We start from the raw sequence: 25,848 nt of genomic DNA, 5'->3' as shown, positions 1-25,848 counted from the left end.
TTACAGGCCGGTTGGGGCGGCTACGCGCTCTGCTTCTTTCTTTTCTTTCTCGGCCTTGTCCAGGCCGTAGTCTTCATCGAGAGCGCCTTTACCGCCGGGTTTGCGCGGGGCGTAATCGAGAGGCTGCTCGGCAGCGACTTTGAGTGGCTCGCCCTGAATAAAGGGGCGATCCTCGGGCAGTGCTTGCAGTGGGCTGATGCCGTGGCTGGTCAGCTCGCTGGCGCTTTTCGCGAGGTGGTTGTGCACGTCGCGGTAGCTTTCAGTCATCTGGTTCAGCAGGTCAGCGGTTTTGCTGAAGTGCTGGTTTACCTGGTCCTGATAATCCTGCTGCTGGCGCTGCAGCTTCTGGATGTGTTTTTCCAGGGCCTTGCGGTTCTGCTGGGAGGGTGACAGTTTGTTGATCAGCCAGGCGCCGGCAGCGAGGCCGACGATCAGGGCGACAAAGGCGATCAGGGCAACGGTTGAAGTTTCGTACACAAATCACTCCAGAGGGCAGTGCATAAGAGAGGGCTTTAGTATAACGGCTGCCGGCCCCGGCGAAAGCGAATCGCTTGCAAAAATTGCGAAAAGTCTCCGCTATCGTTAAAGTTGCGCCCTCTTTGGCTATCGCGCACGCAAACACTGACCATGGCAACCCCTCTGGAGCGCTATAACGCTGACCTTCAGCGGCCCGATTTCACGCCGGATCCGGCGCAGATGCATGCGGTCGAGTGTCTGCAGCGCCTCTATGACGAGCTGGTTGAGCTGGAGCAGACTCAAAAGGCGGCCAGTGTGGTGCAGCGGCTGCTCGGGCGTTTTATTGGTGAAGAGCGCGAGCCGGTGAAAGGGCTCTATTTCTGGGGTGGTGTCGGACGCGGCAAGACCTACCTGATGGACACCTTCTACGAGTGTCTGCCCTTTGAGCGCAAGATGCGCGCGCACTTCCACCGCTTTATGCGCCGGGTGCACGGCGATCTGAAAATGCTGGCGGGCGAAAAGAACCCGCTGACCGTGATTGCGGACCGGATTTCCCGGGAGGCGCGGGTCATCTGTTTTGATGAGTTTTTCGTTTCCGATATCACTGACGCCATGATTCTGGCGGGCCTGTTCCAGGAGCTGTTTGCCCGGGGGGTGGTGCTGGTGGCGACCTCGAATATTGTGCCGGAAGAGCTTTACAAAGACGGCTTGCAGCGGGCCCGTTTTCTGCCGGCGATCGATTTGATCAAGGCGCGCACCAAGGTGGTTAACGTGGATGGCGGTATCGACTACCGTCTGCGCACGCTGGAGCAGGCTGAGCTTTACCACAGCCCGCTGGACCCCGAGGCGGATGAAAGTCTGGCAGATTCTTTCGAGAAGTTGTCGCCGGAGCCGGGGCAGGCCGATGTCGAGCTGGATATTGAGGGGCGTCAGATCAAGGCGCGCTTCGTGGCCGATGATGTCGTCTGGTTTGACTTCAAGGTGCTCTGTGACGGGCCGCGTAGCCAGAATGACTATATCGAGCTGGCGCGCATTTACCACGCGGTATTGGTCAGTAATGTGCCCCAAATGGGCAGTAAAAACGACGATCAGGCGCGGCGGTTTATTAATATGGTCGACGAATTCTATGATCGGCATGTAAAACTGGTGATGTCAGCGGCGGTGCCGCTCGAATCCCTGTATAGTGGCGGGCGCCTGGAATTCGAATTCCAGCGCACGGTCAGTCGGCTGCTGGAGATGCAGTCGCACGACTATCTGGCGCGCGAGCACAGGCCATAAAAATCCCTGGCCAGCGGCTATTAAACGCTTGAAATGGCAGGGCCGGTTCTGTAGTATTCGCGCTCTTTCTTATGTACGAGCCTTTGGGGCAGGATTGATGAAAACCTATAGTGCAAACCCTGACGCTGTGAAGCGTGACTGGTATGTGGTTGATGCCGAAGGAAAAACCTTGGGGCGTCTGGCCAGCGAGATCGCACATCGCCTGCGTGGCAAACACAAGCCGGAATACACTCCGCACGTTGATACTGGCGATTACATCGTTGTGGTCAACTGCGAGAAGGTTGCGGTCACCGGTAAAAAAGCCACTGACAAAATGTATCACCACCACACCGGTTACCCGGGTGGTCTGAAGTCGTTCAGCTTCGAGAAGCTGATCGAGCGCGCGCCTGAGCGTGTTCTGCAGCGCGCTGTAAAGGGCATGCTGCCGCGTAACCCGCTGGGTCGCGCCATGTTCAAGAAACTGAAAGTGTACGCAGGTGAAGCTCACCCTCACGCTGCGCAACAGCCGCAAGAACTCAAGATCTAATCGGACGCCAAATTTATGTCAGCTAGCCAATACTACGGAACCGGTCGCCGCAAAACCTCAACTGCTCGTGTGTTTCTGAAGCAGGGGACCGGTGCAATCACCATCAACAAGCGTCCGCTGGACCAGTACTTTGGTCGCGAAGTAGCGCGCATGATCGTGCGTCAGCCGCTGGAACTGGTTGAGCTGACCGAGAAGTTTGACGTCAACGTGACCGTTGCCGGTGGTGGCAGCTTTGGTCAAGCGGGCGCGATTCGTCACGGCATCACGCGTGCTCTGATGGAGTACGACGAAGGTCTGCGCGGTTCGCTGCGTAAGGCTGGCTACGTTACCCGCGACGCTCGTGAAGTTGAGCGTAAGAAAGTGGGTCTGCGCAAAGCACGTAAGAAGCCGCAATTCTCCAAGCGTTAATCGCACGGCAGAGTTGCTGGGAGAGGTCTTCTCTCCGGTGTCTTTCAAACGCCCTGTGGAGTTATTTCGCAGGGCGTTTTTTTTGCGCCTTACCGCGCTGGAAGCGCCGTGTAGAGGGAGATTCGCCTTGTCACACAGGGGCAATTTCTTTACTATTTGCCCCCATTTGAATTCTGACTCAGGTTTGCCTTTCCCATCCCTGAATCATCCTGGACTTTTCTGAGTAATGGGGGAAACGTCATGAGCAATGACGGAGTAAATACGGGGCGTCGACGCTTCCTGACCGCCGCTACATCGGTAGTGGGCGCGGCAGGGGCTGTTGGTGTCGCAGTGCCGTTTGTGGGTTCCTGGAACCCCAGCGCCAAGGCCGAAGCGGCCGGTGCGCCCGTTAAGGTTGATATCAGCAAGCTTGAGCCGGGCCAGATGGTCGTCAAGGAATGGCGTGGCAAGCCGGTGTACGTGATGCGTCGCACCGACGAGCAGGTTGCCGGTCTCGACAAGGTCGACGACTTCCTGAAAGACCCGCAGTCAGGCAATGCGGCCCAGCAACCGGCCTATGTTGATCCTCAGGCCCGTTCGATCAAGCCCGAAATTCTGGTGCTGGTTGGTCTGTGTACCCACCTCGGCTGTGCGCCGAAAAAACGCTTCGAAGTTGGCGCGGCCGACCTCGGTGGCGATACCTGGCAAGGCGGCTTTTTCTGCCCCTGTCACGGTTCCAAGTTTGACCTCGCTGGTCGCGTCTATAAGGGTGTTCCCGCCTCTGACAATCTGGTGGTGCCGCCCTATAGCTATGAAAGCGACAACGTATTGGTTATCGGCGTAGATCAGGAGGCGGCGTAAATGATTAACATGCTTATTGGTCTGCGTGACTGGGTTGATGATCGCCTGCCGATCATGCGTGCGTGGAATACCCACATGGGTAAATACTACGCGCCCAAGAACTTCAACTTCTGGTATTTCTTCGGTGTCCTGTCGCTGCTGGTTCTGGTTAATCAGCTGCTGACCGGTATCTGGCTCACCATGAGCTACACCCCGTCTTCAGAAGAAGCCTTCCGCTCCGTTGAATACATCATGCGTGATGTGGACTTCGGCTGGATCATCCGTTACATGCACTCCACCGGCGCCTCGGCCTTCTTTGTGGTCGTGTATCTCCACATGTTCCGCGGTCTGCTCTACGGCTCCTACAAAAAGCCGCGCGAGCTGGTGTGGGTGTTCGGCATGCTGATCTTTGTCATTCTGATGGCAGAGGCTTTCGTCGGTTATGTACTGCCCTGGGGGCAAATGTCCTACTGGGGTGCCCAGGTTATCATCTCGCTGTTTGGGGCGATCCCGGTGGTGGGTGAAGACATCGTACAGTGGGTGCGTGGTGACTACCTGATTTCCGGTATTACCCTGAACCGCTTCTTTGCCCTGCACGTGGTGGCGCTGCCCATCGTCTTGCTGGCGCTGGTTGTGCTTCACCTGCTGGCGCTGCACGAAGTGGGTTCCAACAACCCCGATGGCGTTGATATCAAGAAGAACAAGGATGAGACCGGCAAGCCCCTGGATGGCGTTGCTTTCCACCCGTACTACACCGTGCATGACCTGCAGGCGGTAGCGGTATTCCTGTTTATCTTCTGTGCGGTGATCTTCTTCCTGCCGGAAATGGGTGGCTTCTTTATCGAGTATGCCAACTTTGAAATTGCCAACAGCCTGAAGACCCCTGAGCACATCGCGCCTGTCTGGTACTTCACGCCGTTCTATTCGGTACTGCGTGCGGTTCCCGATAAACTGCTGGGCTTCATCGCCTTTGCTGCCTCGGTAGCCATCTTGTTTGTACTGCCCTGGCTGGATCGCAGCCCGGTGAACTCCATCCGTTATAAAGGGATGTTCAGTAAGGTTGCGCTGGTGCTGTTTGCCTCCTCCTTTATCATCCTGGGTTATCTGGGTGTGAAGGCGCCGACCGAAGGTCGTACCATTCTGGCTCAGATCTGTTCAGTGATTTACTTCCTGTTCTTCCTGGCCATGCCGATCTGGACCAGCCTTGAGAAGACCAAGCCGGTACCTGAGCGTGTGACCATGAATGGCGGTATGGGTTTCTGGCGCAGTGTCGGTGCCTTTATCCTGATCATGGGTCTGGCCATCATCCCGATCAAGGCGGTCGGTGCGGAAAGCGCCTACGCCTGTGGCACCATTCCCTGTGATGAAGTTGAGTTTGATGTTACTGACAAGGCATCGCTGCAAAGCGGTGCCCAGCTTTATATGAACTACTGCATGGGCTGTCACGGTCTGCAGTACGCTCGCTACAAGCGCACCGCTGACGATCTGGGCATTCCGGTTGATCTGTTTGAAGAGAACCTGAAATTCAGCTCAAGCCATCTGATCGGTGACCTTATGGAAGGGTCTATGTCGTTTAAAGACGGCAAGCAGTTCTTCGGTGCTGCACCACCTGACCTGACGCTGATCGCTCGTTCTCGCAACCCCCAGTGGCTGTACACTTACCTGCGCAACTTCTATCAGGATGAGTCTCGCCCCTACGGTGTGAACAACCGGGTATTTCCTGATGTGGGTATGCCCCATGTACTGGAAGAGCTGCAGGGTTTGCAGGCTTGCGCCCCCGGCCCGGTTCGCGACGAGAACGGTGGCATTTTGCGCGACAAGCTGACTGGTGAGAATATTCTGTTTGATGAATCCGGTAAGGCCTTGAACCCCTGTGGCAGCTTCACGCTGGTTCAGGAAGGTTCCATGAGCCCCGCTGAATTCGATACCGCTATGTACAACCTGGTGAACTTCCTGGAGTACATCGGTGAGCCCATGCAGGCTGAGCGCAAGCAGCTGGGCATTTATGTGTTACTCTTTATTGCTCTGTTTTTCGTTTTTGCGTTCTTGCTGAATCGCGAGTACTGGAAAGACGTACACTAACAGAACCGGCGGCCGCATCCGCGGCCGCTCCGTTTAGATTTTTGTGAGGAAAGCTCGATGGGGATTGTCGCCAAGCGATCAACCATGACATTTTTTTCCGACCCGAACAGCCACTATAGCCATCGGGTTCGTATTGTTCTCTGCGAAAAGGGCGTAACGGTCGATGTTATTCATGTAGACCCGAATAACCTGCCGCAGGAAATCGCTGACATCAATCCCTACAACAGCCTGCCTACGCTGGTTGATCGTGATCTGGCTTTGTACGAGTCCAAGGTCATGATGGAGTATCTGGACGAGCGCTTCCCGCACCCGCCGCTGTTGCCGGTGTATCCGGTTGCTCGTGGCGAGAGCCGTCAGTATATCTATCGCATTGAGCGCGACTGGTGTGCGCTGGTAGATCAGATTCTGGCCGGTGGTGCTGCCAAGACCGTGGATAAGGCGCGCAAAGAGCTGAAAGATACCTTGCTCGCGATCTCCCCGCTGTTCAGCGAAAAGCCATACTTTATGAGCGATGAGTTCACGCTGGTGGATTGCTGCCTGGCGTCTATTCTGTGGCGCTTGCCGCTGATGGGTATCGAGATTCCCAATACCAAACAGACCAAGCCTTTGCTGGCTTACATGGAGCGTCTGTTTGAACGTCCTTCCTTCAAAGAAAGCCTTTCCGAGCAAGAGCGCGAAATGGCTTCGGCTCAAGTAGCGGTTTGATCGCTCCTTTTCTGTTATGTCGATGAGTTCCAGTCGCCCGTACATGATACGGGCGATTTACCAATGGATTCTGGATAACCAGTGCACCCCCTACCTTCTGGTGAACGCCGAGGGCGAGGGCGTGGTGGTGCCGCAGGATTTTGTTCAGGACGGTCAGATTGTGCTGAATATTTCCGAGACTGCGGTAGTGGGTTTAACGATCGACAACGCCTATTTGAGTTTCAGTGGTCGCTTCGGCGGTGTGTCGCAAGATATCTGGGTGCCGGTCGGTGCCGTACTCGCGATCTATGCCAGAGAGAACGGGCAGGGCATGCTGTTTGAACCGGATGATGGCGATGTGCCGCCGCCGACTTCGGATGGTGATGGTTCAGAGAGCGGTGACGCGCCGAAGCGTCCCAGTCTGAAAGTCGTTAAATAAGCCTCACAGATATTCGAAAACCCGAACCACTCGCTGCACCCCGTTGGTCTGTCTAACAAGATCCGCTGCAATGTCGGCTTCCTGCCCGCTGACGATTCCCATCAGATAAACCACGCCGTTTTCGGTTACCACCTTGATGCGCCCCGAATCCAGCTTGTCGCTGAAGGCCAGTTTGCTGCGCACTTTGGTGCTAAGCCAGGCGTCGTTGCTGCGTACCAATAGCGAGGTTTTGCCGGTTACGATCAGTTCATTATGCACCCGGCGCACCCGTTTGATATTGGCGGCGATAGTCGCAGCCTGTTGGCGAAGGGTTTCCGAGGGCACCTGCCCGATGAGCAGTAGAATGCCGTTGTAGCTGACAGCATCAATATTCGCATTGTCGAGAGCCGGGTCTGCGGCGCGGATATTCACCAAGGCTTTGGTTTCAATGATTTGATCGTCGATGGCGGCGCCGAGGGTGCGTTCACCCGGGTCTTCCTGGATTGGACCTTCACTGGTCGCGCTGACAATGGCCGTACAGCCGCTAAGCCATATCAATGTAGAAAACAAAGCTATCAGGTATACGCGCACGTTATTCATTGGCTCCAAACAGTTGCATCTCAACCAGCTCGCAAAGGCTATTGGTAACGACCATCTGCATTTCGCTGACGCGGGCGCGATTATTATGCGGAATCGCGATCTCGATGTCATTGGCGGTCAGCAGTGCATTGGTTTCGCTACCGTCCGCATTGCTAATTGCGATTATGGTCATATCTCGCTCATGAGCTGCCTGTACCGCCTTAACGACGGCGGCCGACACGTTGCCCTGATAATAAATAACAACAATATCGCCGGACTGCCCCAGCGATTGCAGCTGGCGCGAATAGAGTTCGCCATAGGCGCTGTCGGCGGTAATGCCTGCCGTGACAACCGTATCGGCGCTGAGGTTAATGGCGGGCAAGGACGGGCGCTCGTACTGATAGCGATTCTGCAGGTTGGCCGTTAACAGATGGGGCATCAGGCTGTTGGCGCCATCGCCGCAGCAGAAGATCTTGCCCTCGCTGAGCATGCAGCCGACCATCAGTTCTGAGGCTGCAGCAATGGACTCGCTGTTGGCATCGATGCAGCGCATAGCGGCGTCGATATGGCTGTGAAAAATATCGGATACGTATTCAGAAAGCATGGCTTATATCGTCTAGTGAAAAGGCGGCTCGATGCCAGTCGAATTCCAGCTGATCGCTACCCGGTTGGACATTCTTACCGCTGACCGCAATCACGTCAAAGCGACAGGCTGCATTTTGCAATGCGCGATGACGGAGCAAAAAAAACTGCGCCGCCTTTGCCAGCTTCAGCTGTTTGCGGGCGTCGACACTGGCCGCCGCACCGCCGTAGCGATTGCTGCGGCGAAAGCGAACCTCGATAAAAACGAGGAATCCCCTGTGGCGACCGATGATATCGATCTCGCCGCTTCGACAGCGAAAATTTCGTTCCAGAATATGCACGCCTTGCTGGGTCAGCCAGCGGCAGGTTTGCTCTTCAACGAAGTTCCCAAACTGTGTTCTGTTGGCCGCGGTAGCCTTCCTGCGCATTCCGCTCTGCGGGGGCAATGTCTTTGTCATGGATGTCCTTATCCAACGTTGTGTCTGTCAGCGGTATGTTTTTGGCTAAACCATCTTCGAATACGGCCAGCAGTAGCTGGCGTTCGATCTGACCCACTTCATTCAGGCTTAGGCTGCCACTTTCGCCATAAACCCGGCTTTCGTTCAATCGTGCCATTTGCTGCAGGCGAGGGTAAAGCCGGTAGGCATCGACTCCGAGAGCATACATGCGCTGATAGTGGCGGCTTTGCGGCAGCTCTTTCAGGATAAGGGACTTCTCGGGGGCCTGATCGGTTAAGGCCCACGGTGAATCAACAAACTTTACACCGTCGATATCCCGGTTCTTGGCCGGGGCGGGAATGCCAGAGTATATGTGGGAAGTGGCGTAGACCGGTACGTCGCCCGCGTAGTGGAAGGCTAGTAGCGGTTTGATGGCGTAGGCTTCACTGGGGCGCGCCACCAGAAAGATGAAATCAATATCGCTGCGACGGCGCGGATGGAATTCGATATTGTTGCCGATCAGCCAGGTCAGTTTCTGGGCGCGCTTTTCGCTGCGATCCAGTTGCATGGCGTCCTTGATGATTTTGGAGTAATCATTGGCTTTGCCGCTGAAGGTGGCTTGGGCAACGACCTGACCTCCGACTTGACTCCAGTTTTCGGAAAAAGCGCGGGCGACATTCATGCCCCATTCGCCTTCCGGTATCAACACCATCGCCCGTTGAAAGCCTTCACTGGCGGCTATCCGCGCGATCTGCCTCGCTTCGTCTTCCGGCGCCAGCGCAAACTGGTAGAAATTCAAAGGAAACTGGTCGCCTTTAGCGCGGTTCAGTGCCAGTACCGGCACGTCAAACACGGGCACCTGCTCGAGCAGGGTTTCCACAACATCTTTGCGCAAAGGGCCGATGACCAGCTGGGCGCCGTCGGCAACGGCCTGCCGATACAGGCTGCCGATCTGCTGTCCGTCCGCACTGTCGTAAGTGCGAACCTGCGGCGCCGGGTTACCGCGCCCGCGGGTCTGATGGTAGGTCGCCATAAAGCCATCGCGGATGGCTTTGCCCAGCGGGGCCAGCTTGCCGGTGAAGGGCAGAATCATGGCGACCTGCTGGGGTTTTTCGGCCGCCATGTCGCTCAGTTGGGTCAGCCCGCCCGGCAAGTTGTTGGCGGCGGGGTGATTGGGCCAGCGCTGGAGCCAGGCATTGAGCTGGCGCACCTGGGAATCTATATCGCCCTGATTGTCTTTGGAGATTGACGCCAGCTCGATCCAGCCGAGGAAGTCGCGGTTGGTGGCACTGTGGTGACTTTCGATAAGACGCCGGGTGGACACGTAAGATAGGGAGTGCCAGATGCCTTCCCGGTTGATCGCCTGTTGGCTGCTGGCTAGCAGTGGATCAATGTAAATTCGCTCTTGGGCGGCCTCCAGGTGCTGGCCTTCTAGTGCGTACAACGATGCTCGTAACTGGCTGATCTGCAGTTGGCGGGGCAGGTCAGCCATCAGGATCATGTCTTGCAATTGTTCTTCATTCAGCAGGGCCAATGCTTCCTGAAACTTGCCCTGATTACGCAGAATGCGGGCTGAGAGCGAAGCGTACTGCACGCGGAGCTCGGCAGGCAGCACTGAGGCATCGACGTTGCTAAGCAATTCTTCAGCTAGCGGCAGCTGCAGTTCTCGCAGCAGCAATTCAGCGGCGCGCAGCTGGTAGTGCTGTTTATCGGGAATTTCTTCTGTCGCCGCCGCTCGCTCGAGCCAGAGGTTAACCTGTTCTCGGGGGCTCAATTGCGGATCCATCGGCAGTTCCTGCCGCTTATAACTCGCCTTCTGACCGGGTTCTGTTGGGGTGCCGGAGCAGGCTGCCAGCAGCGCCACCAGTGCGAGGGCGGAAATACGGTAAATGCTTGTCATTGCTTTCAAGTCGCTGTTAGTCTGCGCGCAAATCTGACTGGGAGAGGCCAATGGCGGTGTCTGCGCTTTATATTGTACCCACACCGATTGGCAATCGGGCAGACATGGTACCGCGAGCGGTAGAGGTCCTACAATCCGTTGGTCTGATTGCTGCCGAGGATATGCGGCATAGTCGCCCTTTGTTGCAGCATTTCGCTATTGAAACCCCAATGCTTGCTTACCACGATCACAGTGATGAGCGCGTTGTAGAGCGGGTATTGTCGACGCTACAGGGCGGCGACAGCGTGGCGTTGATCAGTGATGCCGGAACCCCGCTGATTTCCGACCCCGGCTACCGCATTGTCGATGCGGCCCACAGTGCTGGTATTCCTGTGATTCCGATTCCGGGTGCCTGCGCGGCCATTGCTGCACTCAGTGCCGCAGGCCTGCCTTCTGATAGGTTTTGTTTTGAGGGTTTTCTGCCGGCCAAGTCCCAAGCTCGATTTACCGCGTTACAGGCTTTGGTCGCGGAAAGCCGAACGCTGATTTTCTACGAGGCGCCTCACCGCTTGCTGGAAACCGTCAAGGGCATGGCAGAGGTGTTTGGCAGCGATCGCATTGCCGTGCTCGCCCGCGAAGTCACAAAAATGCATGAAACGATTCGCCGTGCGCCGCTCGGTGAGCTGGCCGAGTGGATTGCTGCGGATAGCAACCAGCAGCGCGGGGAGTGTGTGCTGCTCGTCAAGGGTGCCCCGCAGCGGCAGCAGGCGCTGGACGCAGAGGCGGAGCGAATTCTGTATCTGTTGATGGATGAGTTGCCGCTTAAGCAAGCCTCGCAGTTGGCCGCGAAGATCACCGGGCTGAAGAAAAACCTGCTCTATGATGCGGGGCTAAAGCGCTCTGAGGGTGATTGAAGCGCTTGCATTCAGTCAGAACACTGTATATTCTTCCATGTGAGTCGGTCGGGCAGTCGCCGCCTGCAATTTTGCAGGGGGAGGAAAGTCCGGGCTCCATAGGGCAGAGTGCCAGGTAACCCCTGGGGGGCGTGAGCCTACGGAAAGTGCAACAGAAAGGATACCGCCAAACAGCTTCCCGGTTGTTCGGTAAGGGTGAAAAGGTGCGGTAAGAGCGCACCGCGCGGCTGGCAACAGGCGTGGCGATGGTAAACCCCACTCGGAGCAAGGCCAAATAGGAATCCAGCGCTGTGGCCCACAGTGGATTCGGGTAGGCTGCTTGAAACCAGCGGTGACGCTGGTTCTAGATGAATGACTGTCCCAGACAGAACCCGGCTTACAGACCGACTCTCATTTTTTTCGCCATTCGGCGAGCCTTTTAGTCTGGCAACCCCGTCAGGCATTTCCCTCAAACCGACAAGCCGCGGGCAAACTCTTGAGAGTTTACCTTAACTTTGTGCGCCACTAGATTGATTTGCTTTAGAAATGGGTGTTTGGGGGTTGGAGGTTTTCCAGAAGATACCTGCATTTTTACCGCAAAACCCTGAGAAATCAAAGCATTTACCCTGCATTTTCCTTGACACTCCTCTCCCAGCCTCCCTATAGTGTGCGAAAGTGGAAAAAAGTGGTTTTTAGTGGTTTTTAGTGGTCTCCACAACCATAGGGGTGGGAACGAGTGTTCACCGGTAGCAATAACGTCACGATGGATTCGAAGGGGCGCTTGGCGATTCCAGCCAAGATTCGCGATGCCCTTGCGGATGCCTGTGGAGGCCGGATTGTGATTACCGCCCACACCGAGGACCGCTGTCTGCTGGTCTACCCCGAGCAGGAGTGGGCTGAGCTTCAGGAAAAAATTGCCGCACTGCCCAATATGAATCCCAAGGCCCGTCGCATTCAGCGTCTGGTGTTGGGCTATGCCACGCCGCTGGAGTTGGATTCGAACGGCCGGGTGCTGTTGCCGCAAACGCTGCGCGACTACGCCCAGCTGGAAAAGAAACTGATCCTGGTGGGGCAGAACAACAAACTGGAGCTCTGGAGCGAAGCGCTCTGGAACAGCTGGGTAGATGAGGATGAGCCCGAAGGCGATATCCCTGATGCCGTCAGTGCGCTGTCACTGTAGGCGATAAGAATGAGCGAGCATTTATCGGTTTTGCTGCAAGAAGCCGTGGAGGCACTGGTGATCAACCGGTCGGGTTTCTACATCGATGGCACATTCGGGCGCGGCGGTCACAGCCGGGAGGTGCTATCCCGGCTTGACGATGACGGCCGGGTGCTCGGGGTGGATAAAGACCCCCGGGCCATGGCCACCGCTCACTCCATGCAGGCGCAAGACAAGCGCCTGCTGTTTTATCGGGGGTCCTTTGCGGATTTTGATGCGGCGCTTGCGGAGCAGGGCGTCGCTGAAGTGGATGGCATCTTGCTGGATCTCGGGGTGTCGTCACCACAGTTAGATGAGGCTGAACGCGGATTCAGTTTTACTCGTGACGGCGAACTCGATATGCGCATGGATCCCGAGTCCGGTGAAAGCGCCGCTGACTGGCTGGCGCGTGTAGAAGAGAGTGAGTTAGTTCGGGTGCTGAAGGTCTACGGTGAAGAGCGCTTTGCCAAGCGAATCGCCAGTGCCATTGTCAAAGCCCGCGAAGAAACACCGATTACCCGAACGCTGCAGTTGGCCAAGTTGGTAGCCGAGGCTAACCCCGCGTGGGAAAAACACAAGCATCCGGCAACCCGCGCCTTCCAGGCCATCCGGATTCAGGTGAACAACGAGTTGGGTGATCTGGAGACAGCATTGGCGAAAGCGCTGGATCACCTCAAGCCCGGCGGTCGGCTGGTAGTGATCAGTTTTCATTCGTTGGAAGACCGGATCGTTAAACAGTTTATGAAAAAAGAAAGTCGTGGTCAGGATGTTCCTGCCTATATCCCCTTGCAGGAAAGTGAGGTCACACGACGCTTAAAACTGATAGGCAAAGCGCAGAAGCCCGGGCGCGAGGAAATTGATAACAATCCTCGCGCGCGCAGTGCCGTAATGCGCGTTGCCGAAAAAATTCACTGACCGGGCTGGAGAGCGCGGCTTATGACAGGGCGAACAGTGACAATCGCGTTATTGGTAGGAGCGATCGTAGCCTCGGCGGCTGCGGTTATCGACAGCTCCCATGATTCGCGTCGCCTGTTTAATGAGTGGCAAGGGCTGCAGAAGCAGGCCTACCGACTGAATGAAGATTGGGGTCGTCTGTTGCTGGAGCGCAGCACTTGGGCGGCTCACGACCGTGTTGAGCAGTTGGCAGCCGATCGACTGATGATGGTTGTCCCCGAGAACGAAGCATTGCAATTGGTGAGAGTTGATGGCCAAACAGGTCACTGAACCGGTACCGGTATGGCGCTTCCTAGTGATGGTGCTGGGGCTGGTTGCGCTCGCCTGTATGCTGGTCTGGCGCACGCTTCACCTGCAGGTATTGGATGCAGATCGTGGTCGCGATTTTCTGCAGGGGCAGGGCAACGCTCGTACTATTCGCACCGAACAGATTCCCGCTCACCGCGGCATGATTACCGACCGCAATGGCGAACCGCTGGCAGTGAGTACGCCGGTGGCGTCGATCTGGGCTGATCCCAAAGAGCTGGTTAACGCCATGGGACGGGTACCGGAGTTGGCGCAGTTGCTTGGCTTAAATCGGCAGGAACTGCGCGAAAAAATAGAGCGAGTGGCCGGTCGTCGTTTTGTTTACCTGCGCCGTCACCTGACGCCCGCCGAGGCAGAGAAAGTGCTGTCGGCAGGGATTCCCGGTGTGTATATGCAGCGGGAATACCGGCGTTACTACCCGGCCGGCGAAGTCGTAGCCCATCTGGTGGGTTTCACCAATATCGATGATCGCGGTCAGGAAGGGTTGGAACTGGCCTACGATGAGTGGCTGCGCGGCACGCCCGGTAGCAAGCGGGTGCTGAAAGATCTGTACGGCAACATAATCCGCGATCTGGACGATGGTCGTGCGGCGAGTCCCGGTAACGATCTGCAGCTGACGATAGATCTGCGCTTGCAATATCTGGCCTACAAAGAATTGAAGCTTGCCCTGCAGCGCTCCCAGGCCAAGGCCGGCTCTGTGGTCATGATCGACAGCAAAACCGGCGAAGTCTTGGCGATGGCTAATCAGCCCGGCTACAACCCTAACAATCGCTCTGAGCTGCGCTTGGCAGCACTGCGCAACCGCGCTGTAACCGATGTCTTTGAGCCCGGTTCTACAGTGAAGCCGTTTACTGTGGTGGCGGCACTGGAGAGCGGCAAGTTCACGGCGGAATCGACGATCGATACCAATCCGGGCCATATGCGCATCGGCGCTAAAACGCTGGTGGATCCGGTGAACTATGGCGAGCTGGATATGGAAGGCATGCTGCGTAAATCCAGCCAGGTCGGAATCAGCAAGTTATCACTCGCACTGAATGAGCAATGGGTGTGGGATGTGTTTCAGCGTATCGGCCTCGGTCGCTCAACGGGAATTGGCTTTCCCGGCGAAAGCAATGGGCTGCTGCCGAATCGACCCAAGTGGCTGCCAATAGAGCGTGCCAACTTTGCCTTCGGTTACGGGTTGTCGGTCACCGCGTTGCAGTTGGCGCAGGCCTACGGCGTGCTTGCCAATGGTGGTGTGCTGCAACCGGTCAGCCTGATTCAGCGAGCTCAGGCCGCTGAGTCATATCGCGTTATTGAAGAGCCCGTCGCACGCAGCGTGTCCGCCATGCTTGAGTCGGTTGTTCGCCCCGGTGGTACCGGAACTCGTGCGCGTATCAATGCTTACCGCGTGGCAGGTAAAACCGGAACCGTTCACAAGATTGGCGAAGGGGGCTACGCGGATGATCGCTACCTGTCCCTGTTTGTCGGCATGGCACCGGCCACGAATCCGCGGGTGGTGACGGTTGTCACCATCGACGAGCCGGGCAGCGGCAAATACTACGGTGGTGAAGCCGCCGCCCCGGTATTTTCCCGAGTGACCGGCGAAGCCATGCGTTTGTTAAACATCGCACCGGATGCGGTGGAAGAAATGGTCGCCGAAAAAGCGAAAAACAAGAAACCGGGTTCAGCGTAACAATGGAAGCGCTCATGGGACTAACAGCGACAGTACTTGGCGATCTGCTCGACGGGGTTGCGCCGGCGCAGGCTGCCGTGCCCGTGTCTGGAATCGCGCTGGACAGTCGTCAGGTTCGTGCCGGCGATGTATTTCTGGCGGTGCGCGGCCACTCGCTGGATGGCCGTGATTTTATTGATAAGGCAATCGCCAAGGGCGCTGCTGCGGTGATTGCAGATGCGCCCTGTGACGAGTCACGCTGGCCCCTTCCGGTCATTGCTATCGATAATTTGTCTCAGCACCTCAGCGAAATCGCCGGGCGCTTTTACTGTCATCCCTCGCGCAATCTGAGTTTGATCGGTGTCACCGGGACCAACGGTAAATCGAGTGTTACGCATTATCTGGCACAGCTTCTGGAATTGCTCGGTCATCCCTGTGGTGTGATGGGCACCTTGGGTGCGGGCCGCATCCAACAGTTGGCTTCTGCGGTCAATACCACGCCGGATGCGGTAAGCGTTCAGCAGACGCTGGCGCAGTGGCGCGATGGCGGAGCCCGCTGGGCTGCAATGGAAGTGTCTTCTCACGGTCTGGTTCAGGGGCGAGTGTCGGCATTGCAGTTTAGCTCGGCTGTGTTTACGAACCTGACGCAGGATCATCTCGATTACCACGGCACCATGGAGGCCTACGGCGCCGCCAAGGCTCGCCTATTTGCCATGCCCGGCTTGCACAATGCCATTCTAAATGCAGACGATGATTACTCCGCTGCAATAGAGTGTTCCCTGCCGGCGTCAGTGCACTGCATTCGCTTCGGCTTTGGTGAGTCGGCTCATGTGCGTGCCGTAGACGTTGACTACAGCGCCGCCGGTATCAAAGCCGAGATTCAAACGCCGTGGGGATCGCTGGAGCTCAATACCTCGCTCTGCGCCAGCGTGAATCTGCTGAATATTCTCGCCAGCATTGCAGTGTTGGGGGCAGAGGGTTTTGCCTTGCGTGATATTGAGCGCGCGCTGCCGAGTTTGAGACCCGTGCCCGGCCGATTGGAAAAGCTGGCTGGTGCCGATGGTGTGCAGGTTGTGGTCGACTACGCGCATACCCCGGATGCCCTTGAAAAAGTTCTGCAAGGTCTGCGTCCGCACTGTAAAGGAAAACTGTGGTGTGTGTTTGGCTGCGGCGGTGACCGCGACAAGGGCAAGCGACCGCTTATGGGACGCGTCGCCGAGCAGTATGCCGACCGAGTCGTGCTGACCAGCGACAATCCGCGCAGCGAAATTCCCGAAGCGATTATTGCCGATATCCGAAATGGATTAAGCCAAGCTCCCTATAGCGAGACCAGTGATCGCCAGTTGGCTATCGAACAGGCTATTGCAGCGGCCGCACCCGGTGATCTTGTTGTTATTGCCGGCAAAGGACATGAGGACTATCAGGAAACTGCAGGTAAACGCCTGCCATTCAGTGATGTGCAATGTTCGCGACTAGCGCTGGCACGGAGGGTTCCATCGTGATGGGGGCCTTGTCACTGTCAGATATTGCCATCGCGATTGAGGCTAATTGGGCGTCGGCTGAGGCGTCAGTTACGGCTGTGAGCACCGATAGCCGGGAACTGGCGACGGGCAGTTTGTTCGTTGCGCTGCGCGGCGAGCATTTTGATGGGCACGCCTTTCTCGGCGCGGCGGCCAATGCCGGTGCGGTTGCTGCCGTGGTTGATACCGCTGGATCGGAGTTCATCCCGCAGTTGATCGTATCTGACACTCTGAAAGCTTATGGGCAGGTCGCCCGTTTAAATCGGGACCGTTTTGTAAACGCCGGGGGAAAAATTGTTGCCCTGACTGGCAGCAGCGGCAAAACCAGCTGCAAGGAAATGTTGGCCGCCATTCTCAAGCAGCAATTCTCGGTTCACGCGACCCGCGGCAATTTCAACAATGAGATTGGTGTACCGCGCACTCTGCTGGAAATTGAAGCGCATCACGACGTAGCGGTGATTGAGATGGGCGCTGCGAAACGTGGGGATATCGCTTATCTCTGCGAATTCGCCCAGCCGGATATTACGCTGATTACCAACGCCGGCCCGGCGCACCTGGAAGGCTTCGGTAGCTTGCAGGGCGTAGCGGAAACCAAGGGTGAAATTTATCGCGCGCTGACGGGCACCGGTTTCGCGGTGATCAATGCGGACGATCCTTTCTCAGCGCTGTGGCGTGAGTATGCCGGTGACGCCAAGGTGGTTAACGTCAGTTTGGATAGCACCGATGCTGATGTTTACGCCAGCAATCTCAATGTAACGGCAAGCGGAACGAGCTTCACATTGCACTGCATGGGAGGTTGCGTGGAGGTGACCTTGCCTCTGCTAGGTCGCGCGATGGCACGCAATGCCCTGTTAGCGGCAGCAGCAGCTCAAGTGGCAGGTGCGTCTCTGGAGGCGATTAAAGCCGGGCTGGAATCCCTGTTGCCGGTCGCTGGTCGGGTATATCCCATGGTCCAGTCCTGGGGCACGTTAATTGATGACAGTTACAACGCCAACCCGGCTTCTGTGAAAGCGGCGATTGATGTATTGGCTGAATTCCCTGGTCGGCGATTACTGGTGCTGGGCGTAATGGCAGAACTCGGGCCGGACAGTGCTGTTCTGCATCGCGAGGTGGGCGAGTACGCGTCGACCAAGCAGATTGATGCAGTACTGTGCTGTGGCGAACAGACACGCCATACCTGCGAAGGTGCGGGCGCAATTGGCGAATACTACAACGATAAAGAGGCCCTGCTTGGGGCCCTGCTAAAAAAAGTGACTTTGGGAGACACCGTGTTGGTTAAAGGGTCCCGCTCCGCGGGAATGGACTCGATTGTAGACGCGGTTGCCAACGCTCGGGTAACTGGGGGGAAAGCACCATGCTAATGTTGTTGGCCGAGTATCTATCGCAATATGTCAGCGGTTTTGCGGTGTTTCAGTACCTGACCTTTCGCGGCATATTGGGCGTGTTAACGGCACTGGCGATCTCGCTTTTAGTCGGTCCGGTCATGATCCGCCGCCTGAACTATCACCAGATTGGTCAGGCAGTGCGCGACGACGGCCCCGAGAGTCATTTCAGCAAATCCGGTACGCCCACAATGGGTGGTGCTTTGATTCTGGTTGCCATTACCATCAGTACCCTGTTGTGGTCCGACCTTTCCAATAACTACGTCTGGGTTGTGCTCGGCGTGATGCTGATTTTCGGCGCGGTGGGTTGGGTTGACGACTACCGCAAAGTGATTGAGCGCAATCCTCGCGGTCTGCCGGCACGCTGGAAATACTTCTGGCAATCAGTGGGCGGTATTGTGGCGGCTGTTTACCTCTATACGCTCGCGACTGATCCGGCCCATACAGACCTGATTATCCCCTTCTTCAAGGATGTAACGCTTGAGCTGGGTGTTCTGTTCATTGTGTTGACCTACTTCGTCATTGTTGGCTCGAGCAATGCCGTCAATCTCACGGATGGTCTCGACGGGCTGGCGATTCTGCCCTCGGTCATGGTCAGCGGCGCGCTGGCAATCATCGCCTATTTGGCCGGTCACTATACCTTTGCCGATTACCTGCATATTCCCTATATCGAAGGCGCAGGTGAGTTGATTGTGTTCTGCGGAGCGCTGTCTGGCGCCGGCTTGGGCTTTCTTTGGTTTAACACGTATCCGGCCCAGGTTTTTATGGGCGACGTGGGTGCGCTGGCGCTCGGTGCTGCGCTGGGTGCCGTTGCGGTTATAACCCGCCATGAGATTGTGTTCTTCATTATGGGCGGAATTTTTGTGCTGGAAACGGTATCGGTGATCCTGCAGGTTGCCTCGTTCAAATTAACGGGCCGCCGCATTTTCCGAATGGCACCGATTCATCATCACTATGAATTGAAAGGTTGGCCGGAACCGCGCGTTATCGTGCGCTTCTGGATTATTACGGTTGTGCTGGTTCTGTTTGGACTGGCCACACTGAAACTGCGTTAAGAGGCAGCTGCTGAAAATCTTATGAGCCTGATCGCATCAGATACACAACGCATCGTCGTCGGCCTGGGAGTGACCGGGCTGTCGTGTGCGCGTTTTCTGGCGAAAAACGGCATGAGCTTTTCTGTGGCTGACAATCGTGAAATTCCGCCCGGGCTCGATCAATTTCGGCAGGAGTTCCCGGACGTAACCTTGTCGCTAGGTCCGTTTCAGGCGGGGCAATTTGATGCTGCCGATGAGCTTTATATCAGTCCCGGCATTTCCTTGCGTGAACCGGTCATTGCCAGCGCGATTCAGGCGGGTGTGAAAATTTCCGGCGATCTGGATTTGTTTGTGCAGTCTGCTCGCGCGCCGCTGGTGGCCATTACCGGGTCCAATGGCAAGAGCACGGTGACCACACTGTTGGGTGCCATGGCCGAAGAAGCGGGTTTGAAGGTTGCGATTGGCGGCAACCTCGGCACACCAATGCTCGATCTATTGAGTGATGACAGCGAACTCTACGTGTTGGAGCTATCGAGCTTCCAGTTGGAGCGCTGCGCCGGCGTGAACGCGGAAGTCGCGACTGTTTTGAATGTTAGTGAAGATCATCTGGATCACCACGGCTCGTTGCTGGCCTACCATCAGGCTAAACACCGCATCTTTCGCGGTTGCCGTCAGGCCTTAATCAACCGCGACGATATGCTGACCCACCCGCTGGTTCCGGACAGTGTTCGGCAGTGGAGCTTTGGTTTGCAAGCGCCGGGTCGCGAGGCCTTTGGACTGAGAGATGAGGCCGGAGCGGTGTGGCTGTGCTTCGGTGATGAAAAGCTGATTGCTGCCGACGAGATTCATTTGGCGGGCCGCCATAATCTGGCGAACGCGTTGGCTGCTCTTGCACTAGGCAAGGCTGCAGGCCTGGAAATGGCGTCAATGTTGAGCGCTCTGCGCAAATTCAAAGGCTTGCCGCATCGCTGTCAGCACGTAGCCGACGTCGATGGCGTCGCCTACTACAACGATTCCAAGGGTACCAATGTCGGTGCAGCAGTCGCCTCGCTGCGCGGCTTGGGTGATCGCTTTCAGGTTGTTTTGCTGGCCGGCGGTCAGGCCAAGGGCGCGGATCTCGAACCGCTGGTTGAAACCTTGCAAGAGGTGGGCCGCGCGGCCGTATTTTTCGGCGAGTCGGCACCAGTGCTTTCGGAATATTTGGGTGAAGGCCTACCATCGCAGTGTGTGAGTGGCATGGATGAGGCGGTACTGGCAGCAAGTCGCTTTGCGCAAAGCGGAGATGCGGTGCTGCTGTCACCTGCCTGTGCAAGTTTCGATATGTTCCGCAACTACGAACACCGCGGTGAGTGTTTTGTCGATGCGGTTGGGCGTCTGGCTCAGGGGAGGCTGCAATGATTGACAGTCTCAGCCTGAATCGCGCGCAAACGGATCATCTCGATCGCCTGCTTTTAGGTTTGGTTATCGCACTGCTGGTAATTGGCTTTATTGCGATGACATCTGCGTCAATCGAATTCGCCAACCGCCAATACGGCGATGGTTTCTTCTTTGCCAAGCGCTTTGGTATTTACCTCCTATTAGCCAGTGTGCTCGCGGTGCTGACGTATCAAGTACCCATGGAGTCCTGGCGTAACAGCAGCTGGCTGTTGCTGCTGGTGGGCTTTGTCATGCTGGCGCTGGTTTTGATTCCCGGTATCGGTCGCGAGGTGAACGGCAGTCGTCGTTGGTTGGCTTTTGGTCCATTAACGCTACAGGTATCTGAGTTTGTGAAGTTGTTTGTGGTGCTTTACCTAGCCGGCTATCTGGTTCGCCGTCACGAAGAAGTGAAAAGCAAATTTGCCGGCTTCGTAAAACCGATGGCGGTGGTATCGGTAGTGACGTTGCTGCTGATGATGGAGCCTGACTTCGGCGCCACCGTAGTGACGGTGGGAACGGCGCTGGCTCTGCTGTTTTTGGCTGGCGTAAAACTGACGCAGTTTCTCGCGGTCATTGTCGCGTGCGGCGCGGTGCTGGTGACTACCGTGATGATTTCGCCCTATCGTATGAAGCGACTAACAGCGTTTACCGATCCTTGGGCGGATCAGTTTAACAGTGGTTATCAGCTGACCCAGTCATTGATTGCCTTTGGTCGCGGCGAGTGGACGGGCCTGGGTTTAGGAAACAGTATTCAGAAGCTGTTTTACCTGCCGGAAGCACACACGGATTTTGTCTTTGCGATCTGGGCTGAAGAGTTTGGATTTCTCGGCGCTATGTTTGTACTCGGATTGTTCGCCGCTTTGATTGGCCGCATTTTGCGGATTGCCCGGCTTGCCGAGCGATGCGGAAAACCCTTTAACGCCTTTGTTGCCTACGGCATCGCGATCATGTTGTCGGCTCAGGTGTTTATCAATATTGGTGTGAACACAGGCTTGCTGCCCACCAAGGGTTTGACCCTGCCATTTATGAGTTACGGCGGTAGCAGTCTGCTGGTATGCGTCATCATGATGGCCATGGTCGCGCGCATCAGTCAGGAAAACGGAGGGCGCCATGAGCAGCGTTGAGCCCACCGTTAATACGAACGGCAAGCGGGTTCTGGTGATGGCCGGCGGCACGGGTGGACATGTCTTTCCGGCCTTGGCGGTTGCCAAAGCGTTGAAGGCAAATGGTGTAGAGGTGCAGTGGATTGGTACCGAACGCGGCATCGAAGCGCGTGTGGTGCCAGCCAATGATATTCCGCTGAACCTGCTGCCGGTGCAGGGAATTCGCGGAAAAGGCTTGCTGTCTCGATTGATCGGCATTGCCCGCGCCGGTGTCAGCGTGTTTGCGGCGATGTTTCTCATTTTGAAATTGCGCCCGGTCTGTGTGATCGGGCTCGGTGGTTACGTGGCCGGTCCCGGTGGCCTCGCAGCCTGGTTGACCCGCACGCCGTTGCTGATTCACGAACAGAATGCAGTTGCCGGAACCACCAATCGTTTGTTAGTGCGTTTTGCGACCTTGGCGCTGACCGGTTATCCGATTGCTTTGGGCGGGGACAAGAATCGCTACATCGGCAATCCGGTGCGTGACGATATTGCCGCCCTACCGACACCGGATCAGCGTTTCGCCGATCGCGGCGACAAGCTGCGACTGCTTGTGCTGGGCGGCAGTCAGGGGGCCTTGGCAATTAACCGTGCGGTGGTTGCAACTCTGAAACAGCTGCCGGCTGATTTCCCGCTGGAAGTCTGGCATCAGACGGGGGCAGCCCATATTGATACCGTGTCAGATCAGGTTGCGGAATGCCCGGTGTCGGTCCGCGCAGAAGCGTTTATTGAAAATATGGCTGAGGCCTACGCCTGGGCTGACGTGGTGCTATGTCGAGCCGGTGCGTTAACTGTAGCGGAGTTAACCGCCGCCGGAGTAGGCGGCTGGCTGGTGCCGCTGCCACAGGCGATAGATGATCATCAGCGTGGCAACGCCCGCTGGCTGGAGGCGGAAGGCGCCGGCGAGATTATCGAGCAGGCCACGCTGGATGCGAAGCTGCTGGAAGAGAAATTGCGTAATGCCGTGAACAATCGCGCGCAACTGTTGTCGATGGCCGCGGCGGCCAGATCATTGGCGAAACCTGATGCAGCCAGAGAAGCTGCACAACTGTGTATGGAGTGTGCCAATGGCTAAGAAAGATTCCTTTGTCATCCCGGAAATGCGGCGTGTAAAACGCATTCATTTTGTGGGTATTGGCGGTGCCGGGATGAGTGGCATCGCAGAAGTACTCAACAACTTGGGGTATATGGTTTCCGGGTCTGACATCCGCGAATCAGCCACCGTTGAGCACCTGCGTTCGCTGGGCATGACGGTGATGATTGGCCATCACCAAGACAATATTGCTGGCGTGGATGTAGTTGTTGTCTCCAGTGCGGTTGACCGGGAAAACCCGGAGGTAGCTGGCGCAGCTACCATGCGCATCCCGGTTGTGCGCCGCGCGGAAATGTTGGCGGAGTTGATGCGCTATCGCCACGGTATCGCGGTAGCTGGCACTCACGGCAAAACCACGACCACCAGCATCATTGCCAGTATTTTTGCTCAGGCCGGGCTCGACCCGACCTTTGTCATCGGCGGCAAGGTTAACAGTGCGGGCACCAATGCGCGCCTCGGCGAGAGTCGTTATCTGATTGCTGAAGCCGATGAAAGCGATGCCTCGTTCCTGCACCTGCAACCGATGGTGTCTGTGATCACCAATATCGAAGCGGATCACATGGGAACTTATGGCGGCGACTTCGAGAAACTGAAAAAGACCTTTATCGAGTTTCTGCACAACTTGCCGTTCTATGGCATCGCTGTTGTGTGCATCGATGACCCGGTCATCCAATCGATACTGCCTGACATTTCTCGTCAGGTGTTGACCTATGGGTTTGATGAAGGCGCCGACTTCCGCATTCGCAATGTCCGCAAAGCTGGGCTGCAGTCTCATTTTGAGGTGGTGCGCGCTGCGAAAGGTGATGTGCTGTCGCTGACCATTAATCAGCCGGGTGTACACAACGTGCTCAATGCAACCGCGGCTGTTGCGGTGACGACGGACGAGGATATTGCCAGCGAGCATATTTGTGCGGGCATCGAGGCCTATCAAGGTGTGGGTCGTCGCTTCCAGATTTATGGTGAGCAGGTCGTGGATGGCGGTACCGCAATACTGGTTGATGACTACGGGCATCATCCGACTGAAGTTGAAGCCACAATTAATGCCGTGCGTCAGGCCTGGCCAGATCGTCGCTTGCTGATGATCAATCAGCCGCACCGTTTTACGCGTACCCGAGATCTCTACGACGATTTTGTCAGAGTGCTCGGTCAGGTCGATATGTTGCTAATGCTGAATGTGTATTCAGCTGGAGAAGCGAGTATTCCCGGTGCCGATTCGCGCAGCCTGTGTGGCAGCATTCGGCAGCTGGGAAAACTGGACCCGATCTTTGTAGAGGATATGGATAACTTGCCGGAAACACTTACCTCGGTGGTGCGGCCCGGTGATGTGGTGCTGACCCAAGGGGCCGGCAATATTGGCGCGATAGCGCAGCAGTTAGCAGGTATGAAGTGGCACAAATGAATAAAGCGCAGTTGCAGACAGAGCTGTCAAAAAGCCTGAACGGCCCGGTGGCTATCCTTGCGGGTGGTCAATCGGCGGAGCGCGTTATTTCGCTGCGCTCCGGGCGGGCTGTGCAACAGGCTTTTGAACGTCTGAATCTGCCGCACCGTTTTGTCGATACCGCCGAGTTCGATTGGCTGCAGCAGCTGAATGATTGCTCGATGGCTTTTATCGCATTGCATGGGCCCGGCGGTGAAGACGGAACGGTGCAAGGCACACTGGAAACCCGGGGCTTTCGTTATACCGGCAGTAGCGTGCTCGGGTCGGCGCTGGCGATGGACAAGTTGCGCACCAAACAGCTGTGGGCGGGTGCCGGTCTTGCCACACCAAAATTTGCGGTGCTGACGTCCGAAAGCGATTTTGCCGCCGTGTTTGCGGAGTTGGGTGAATGCATTGTCAAGCCGACGAATGAAGGCTCAAGCATTGGCATGATGCGCGTGTCCAGCGAACCTGAATTGCATCAGGCCTGGGATGTGGCGCGTCGTTACGGCGTGACGCTTGCTGAGCAGTGGATCACCGGTGCGGAGTACACCGTCTCGATTGTCGGCGACGAAATTCTGCCGGCGATTCGTTTGGAAACCGATAATCGTTTTTACGACTTTGACGCAAAGTACCAGTCATCGTCGACGCGCTACCACTGTCCCTGTGGGCTGTCTTCAGAGGAAGAAGCCGAATTGGGCGAGCTGGCTTTGGCGGCATTTAAGGCTGCCGGTTGCGAAGGTTGGGGTCGAGTCGACGTGATGCGCGACGCGAATGGCAGATTTCAATTGCTTGAAGTTAACACGATTCCGGGCATGACGGATCACAGCCTTGTTCCCATGGCCGCCAAAGCGCGCGGTTGGGATTTTGATGAGCTGGTGTTGAGAATTCTGGAGCAGGCACTCTGATGGCACGTAAACCACAGAAAGGCGCAGTCAGAAAACGCCGCAAGCCGCAGCGCGGCGAGCGGGTTTTTGCACCGCGTTTTCTGACTGTGCTGAAACCCTTGACGCTGGTGCTGTTATTGGGCGCGTTGGGTTTTGGGCTCAGCCGACTACTTATGTCGGTCGGTGATGTGTCGGTGGAGCGAGTGGCCTTTGCGGGTGACATTCAATACGCACCGCGCGAACAACTGGTAAAGCGAGTGAATCCGCATCTGCAGACGGGCTACCTCGGACTGGATCTGGATGCAATCAAGGCCAGTGTTGAAAAGGAGCCCTGGGTTTTGCACGCGCGCGTTGAACGCGTATGGCCGCGTTCACTGAAAGTTACGATCGAAGAGCAGTCGGCGATTGCCTACTGGGGACGCAAGGCCTTGTTGAACCATCGCGGCGATATTTTTAAACCGAAACAATTGCCGAGGGATCTGACGCTGCCGATGCTGAATGGACCCGACGCAGCCTCAGTTGCCGTGATGCGTGCTTATCAGCTGACCGCGCAACTGCTGGCCGATACCGGGATAGAGCTCAGTCAATTCACGCTGGACGAGCAGGGGCAGTGGAGCGCGGTAACGGCTGACGATGTGGTTATCCGCCTTGGTAGAGAACAACCGGTTCAGAATATGCGCCGCTTTCTGCTGGTTTATCGCGAAACGCTGAGCACGCGTTTTGCTGAAGTGCAACAGATTGATACCCGCTACATCAACGGGATTGCAGTGGATTGGCGGGGGAAAAGCTCTTGATTAAAAAACT

General features: G+C 56.5%; 26 protein-coding genes and 1 other RNA gene. 22 read left to right on the top strand and 5 right to left on the bottom strand.

Annotated features, from left to right (window positions below):
- Positions 1-477: a ZapG family protein gene (locus FHR99_RS06725; protein ID WP_183409741.1), complete on the bottom strand. Its 477-nt coding sequence runs from the start codon at positions 475-477 to the stop codon at positions 1-3.
- Between the two features lie 150 nt (positions 478-627).
- Here FHR99_RS06725 and zapE point away from each other — a divergent pair, with 150 nt between their 5' ends.
- The 7 genes from zapE to FHR99_RS06690 all read left to right on the top strand — a co-directional run bounded on the left by zapE (position 628) and on the right by FHR99_RS06690 (position 6,692).
- Positions 628-1,734, top strand: coding sequence for a cell division protein ZapE (gene zapE, locus FHR99_RS06720; RefSeq protein WP_183409740.1), 1,107 nt, complete (start codon positions 628-630; stop codon positions 1,732-1,734).
- A gap of 97 nt (positions 1,735-1,831) precedes the next feature.
- Positions 1,832-2,260 (top strand): 50S ribosomal protein L13, encoded by a 429-nt coding sequence (rplM, locus tag FHR99_RS06715; protein ID WP_183409739.1) that lies wholly within the window; start codon positions 1,832-1,834, stop codon positions 2,258-2,260.
- A 15-nt stretch (positions 2,261-2,275) separates the two neighbouring features.
- Positions 2,276-2,668 carry a 30S ribosomal protein S9 gene (rpsI, locus tag FHR99_RS06710; protein WP_183409738.1) on the top strand — a complete coding sequence of 131 codons (393 nt, stop codon included), beginning with the start codon at positions 2,276-2,278 and terminating at the stop codon, positions 2,666-2,668.
- Between the two features lie 240 nt (positions 2,669-2,908).
- Entirely contained in the window at positions 2,909-3,508 is a 600-nt protein-coding gene (gene petA, locus FHR99_RS06705; protein ID WP_183409737.1) for a ubiquinol-cytochrome c reductase iron-sulfur subunit, read from the top strand.
- The gene (locus tag FHR99_RS06700; RefSeq protein WP_183409736.1) at positions 3,509-5,569 is read left to right on the top strand and encodes a ubiquinol-cytochrome c reductase; all 2,061 of its coding nucleotides are present in this window, start codon (positions 3,509-3,511) and stop codon (positions 5,567-5,569) included. It begins immediately after the preceding gene.
- Positions 5,570-5,626: 57 nt separating this feature from the next.
- Positions 5,627-6,274, top strand: coding sequence for a stringent starvation protein SspA (gene sspA, locus FHR99_RS06695; RefSeq protein WP_183409735.1), 648 nt, complete (start codon positions 5,627-5,629; stop codon positions 6,272-6,274).
- A 22-nt stretch (positions 6,275-6,296) separates the two neighbouring features.
- Positions 6,297-6,692: a ClpXP protease specificity-enhancing factor gene (locus tag FHR99_RS06690; RefSeq protein ID WP_183409734.1), complete on the top strand. Its 396-nt coding sequence runs from the start codon at positions 6,297-6,299 to the stop codon at positions 6,690-6,692.
- A gap of 3 nt (positions 6,693-6,695) precedes the next feature.
- Here the strand turns inward: FHR99_RS06690 and FHR99_RS06685 are convergent, their stop codons facing one another.
- From FHR99_RS06685 to FHR99_RS06670, 4 genes are read right to left on the bottom strand one after another with little or no spacing between them, the layout of a single operon-like run.
- Complete coding sequence (locus FHR99_RS06685) at positions 6,696-7,271, bottom strand: BON domain-containing protein (RefSeq protein WP_183409733.1); 576 nt, start codon at positions 7,269-7,271, stop codon at positions 6,696-6,698.
- Positions 7,264-7,854, bottom strand: coding sequence for a D-sedoheptulose-7-phosphate isomerase (locus tag FHR99_RS06680; RefSeq protein ID WP_183409732.1), 591 nt, complete (start codon positions 7,852-7,854; stop codon positions 7,264-7,266). Before FHR99_RS06680 ends, FHR99_RS06685 begins: the two co-directional genes overlap by 8 nt.
- Complete coding sequence (locus tag FHR99_RS06675; RefSeq protein ID WP_183409731.1) at positions 7,844-8,260, bottom strand: YraN family protein; 417 nt, start codon at positions 8,258-8,260, stop codon at positions 7,844-7,846. Before FHR99_RS06675 ends, FHR99_RS06680 begins: the two co-directional genes overlap by 11 nt.
- On the bottom strand, positions 8,208-10,169 hold the full coding sequence (locus FHR99_RS06670; RefSeq protein WP_183409730.1) for a penicillin-binding protein activator: 1,962 nt from the start codon (positions 10,167-10,169) through the stop codon (positions 8,208-8,210). The genes FHR99_RS06675 and FHR99_RS06670 overlap by 53 nt, the downstream gene beginning before the upstream one ends.
- Positions 10,170-10,219: 50 nt before the next feature.
- Between FHR99_RS06670 and rsmI the strand changes: the two genes are divergently transcribed.
- From rsmI to FHR99_RS06595, 15 genes are all read left to right on the top strand, one after another.
- Entirely contained in the window at positions 10,220-11,062 is an 843-nt protein-coding gene (gene rsmI / locus FHR99_RS06665; RefSeq protein ID WP_183409729.1) for a 16S rRNA (cytidine(1402)-2'-O)-methyltransferase, read from the top strand.
- 40 nt (positions 11,063-11,102) lie between these two features.
- Positions 11,103-11,457, top strand: an RNA gene (rnpB, locus tag FHR99_RS06660) — RNase P RNA component class A.
- Between the two features lie 320 nt (positions 11,458-11,777).
- On the top strand, positions 11,778-12,221 hold the full coding sequence (gene mraZ / locus FHR99_RS06655) for a division/cell wall cluster transcriptional repressor MraZ (protein ID WP_183409728.1): 444 nt from the start codon (positions 11,778-11,780) through the stop codon (positions 12,219-12,221).
- Positions 12,222-12,230: 9 nt separating this feature from the next.
- On the top strand, positions 12,231-13,154 hold the full coding sequence (rsmH, locus tag FHR99_RS06650; RefSeq protein WP_183409727.1) for a 16S rRNA (cytosine(1402)-N(4))-methyltransferase RsmH: 924 nt from the start codon (positions 12,231-12,233) through the stop codon (positions 13,152-13,154).
- Between the two features lie 21 nt (positions 13,155-13,175).
- The gene (ftsL, locus tag FHR99_RS06645; RefSeq protein ID WP_183409726.1) at positions 13,176-13,463 is read left to right on the top strand and encodes a cell division protein FtsL; all 288 of its coding nucleotides are present in this window, start codon (positions 13,176-13,178) and stop codon (positions 13,461-13,463) included.
- Positions 13,444-15,174 carry a peptidoglycan D,D-transpeptidase FtsI family protein gene (locus FHR99_RS06640; protein ID WP_183409725.1) on the top strand — a complete coding sequence of 577 codons (1,731 nt, stop codon included), beginning with the start codon at positions 13,444-13,446 and terminating at the stop codon, positions 15,172-15,174. The genes ftsL and FHR99_RS06640 overlap by 20 nt, the downstream gene beginning before the upstream one ends.
- A 14-nt stretch (positions 15,175-15,188) precedes the next feature.
- Complete coding sequence (locus FHR99_RS06635; protein WP_183409724.1) at positions 15,189-16,655, top strand: UDP-N-acetylmuramoyl-L-alanyl-D-glutamate--2,6-diaminopimelate ligase; 1,467 nt, start codon at positions 15,189-15,191, stop codon at positions 16,653-16,655.
- The gene (locus FHR99_RS06630) at positions 16,616-18,034 is read left to right on the top strand and encodes a UDP-N-acetylmuramoyl-tripeptide--D-alanyl-D-alanine ligase (RefSeq protein WP_183409723.1); all 1,419 of its coding nucleotides are present in this window, start codon (positions 16,616-16,618) and stop codon (positions 18,032-18,034) included. The genes FHR99_RS06635 and FHR99_RS06630 overlap by 40 nt, the downstream gene beginning before the upstream one ends.
- The gene (gene mraY / locus FHR99_RS06625) at positions 18,028-19,110 is read left to right on the top strand and encodes a phospho-N-acetylmuramoyl-pentapeptide-transferase (protein ID WP_183409722.1); all 1,083 of its coding nucleotides are present in this window, start codon (positions 18,028-18,030) and stop codon (positions 19,108-19,110) included. Before FHR99_RS06630 ends, mraY begins: the two co-directional genes overlap by 7 nt.
- A 21-nt stretch (positions 19,111-19,131) precedes the next feature.
- The gene (murD, locus tag FHR99_RS06620; protein ID WP_183409721.1) at positions 19,132-20,487 is read left to right on the top strand and encodes a UDP-N-acetylmuramoyl-L-alanine--D-glutamate ligase; all 1,356 of its coding nucleotides are present in this window, start codon (positions 19,132-19,134) and stop codon (positions 20,485-20,487) included.
- Positions 20,484-21,629, top strand: coding sequence for a putative lipid II flippase FtsW (ftsW, locus tag FHR99_RS06615; RefSeq protein WP_183409720.1), 1,146 nt, complete (start codon positions 20,484-20,486; stop codon positions 21,627-21,629). The genes murD and ftsW overlap by 4 nt, the downstream gene beginning before the upstream one ends.
- A complete protein-coding gene (gene murG / locus FHR99_RS06610) occupies positions 21,616-22,722 on the top strand; it encodes an undecaprenyldiphospho-muramoylpentapeptide beta-N-acetylglucosaminyltransferase (protein WP_183409719.1) in 1,107 nt (368 codons plus the stop codon). Before ftsW ends, murG begins: the two co-directional genes overlap by 14 nt.
- Positions 22,715-24,139, top strand: a complete 1,425-nt coding sequence (gene murC, locus FHR99_RS06605) for a UDP-N-acetylmuramate--L-alanine ligase (RefSeq protein ID WP_183409718.1) — start codon at positions 22,715-22,717, stop codon at positions 24,137-24,139. Before murG ends, murC begins: the two co-directional genes overlap by 8 nt.
- A complete protein-coding gene (locus FHR99_RS06600) occupies positions 24,136-25,065 on the top strand; it encodes a D-alanine--D-alanine ligase (RefSeq protein WP_183409717.1) in 930 nt (309 codons plus the stop codon). Before murC ends, FHR99_RS06600 begins: the two co-directional genes overlap by 4 nt.
- On the top strand, positions 25,065-25,838 hold the full coding sequence (locus tag FHR99_RS06595) for a cell division protein FtsQ/DivIB (protein ID WP_183409716.1): 774 nt from the start codon (positions 25,065-25,067) through the stop codon (positions 25,836-25,838). Before FHR99_RS06600 ends, FHR99_RS06595 begins: the two co-directional genes overlap by 1 nt.
- Positions 25,839-25,848 lie beyond the last annotated feature (10 nt).

It is taken from the genome of Litorivivens lipolytica, assembly GCF_014191715.1.
GTDB lineage: Bacteria > Pseudomonadota > Gammaproteobacteria > Pseudomonadales > Spongiibacteraceae > Litorivivens > Litorivivens lipolytica.
Note: the sequence above shows the minus strand (reverse complement) of the source record. Positions and strands in the feature narration are given on the sequence as shown.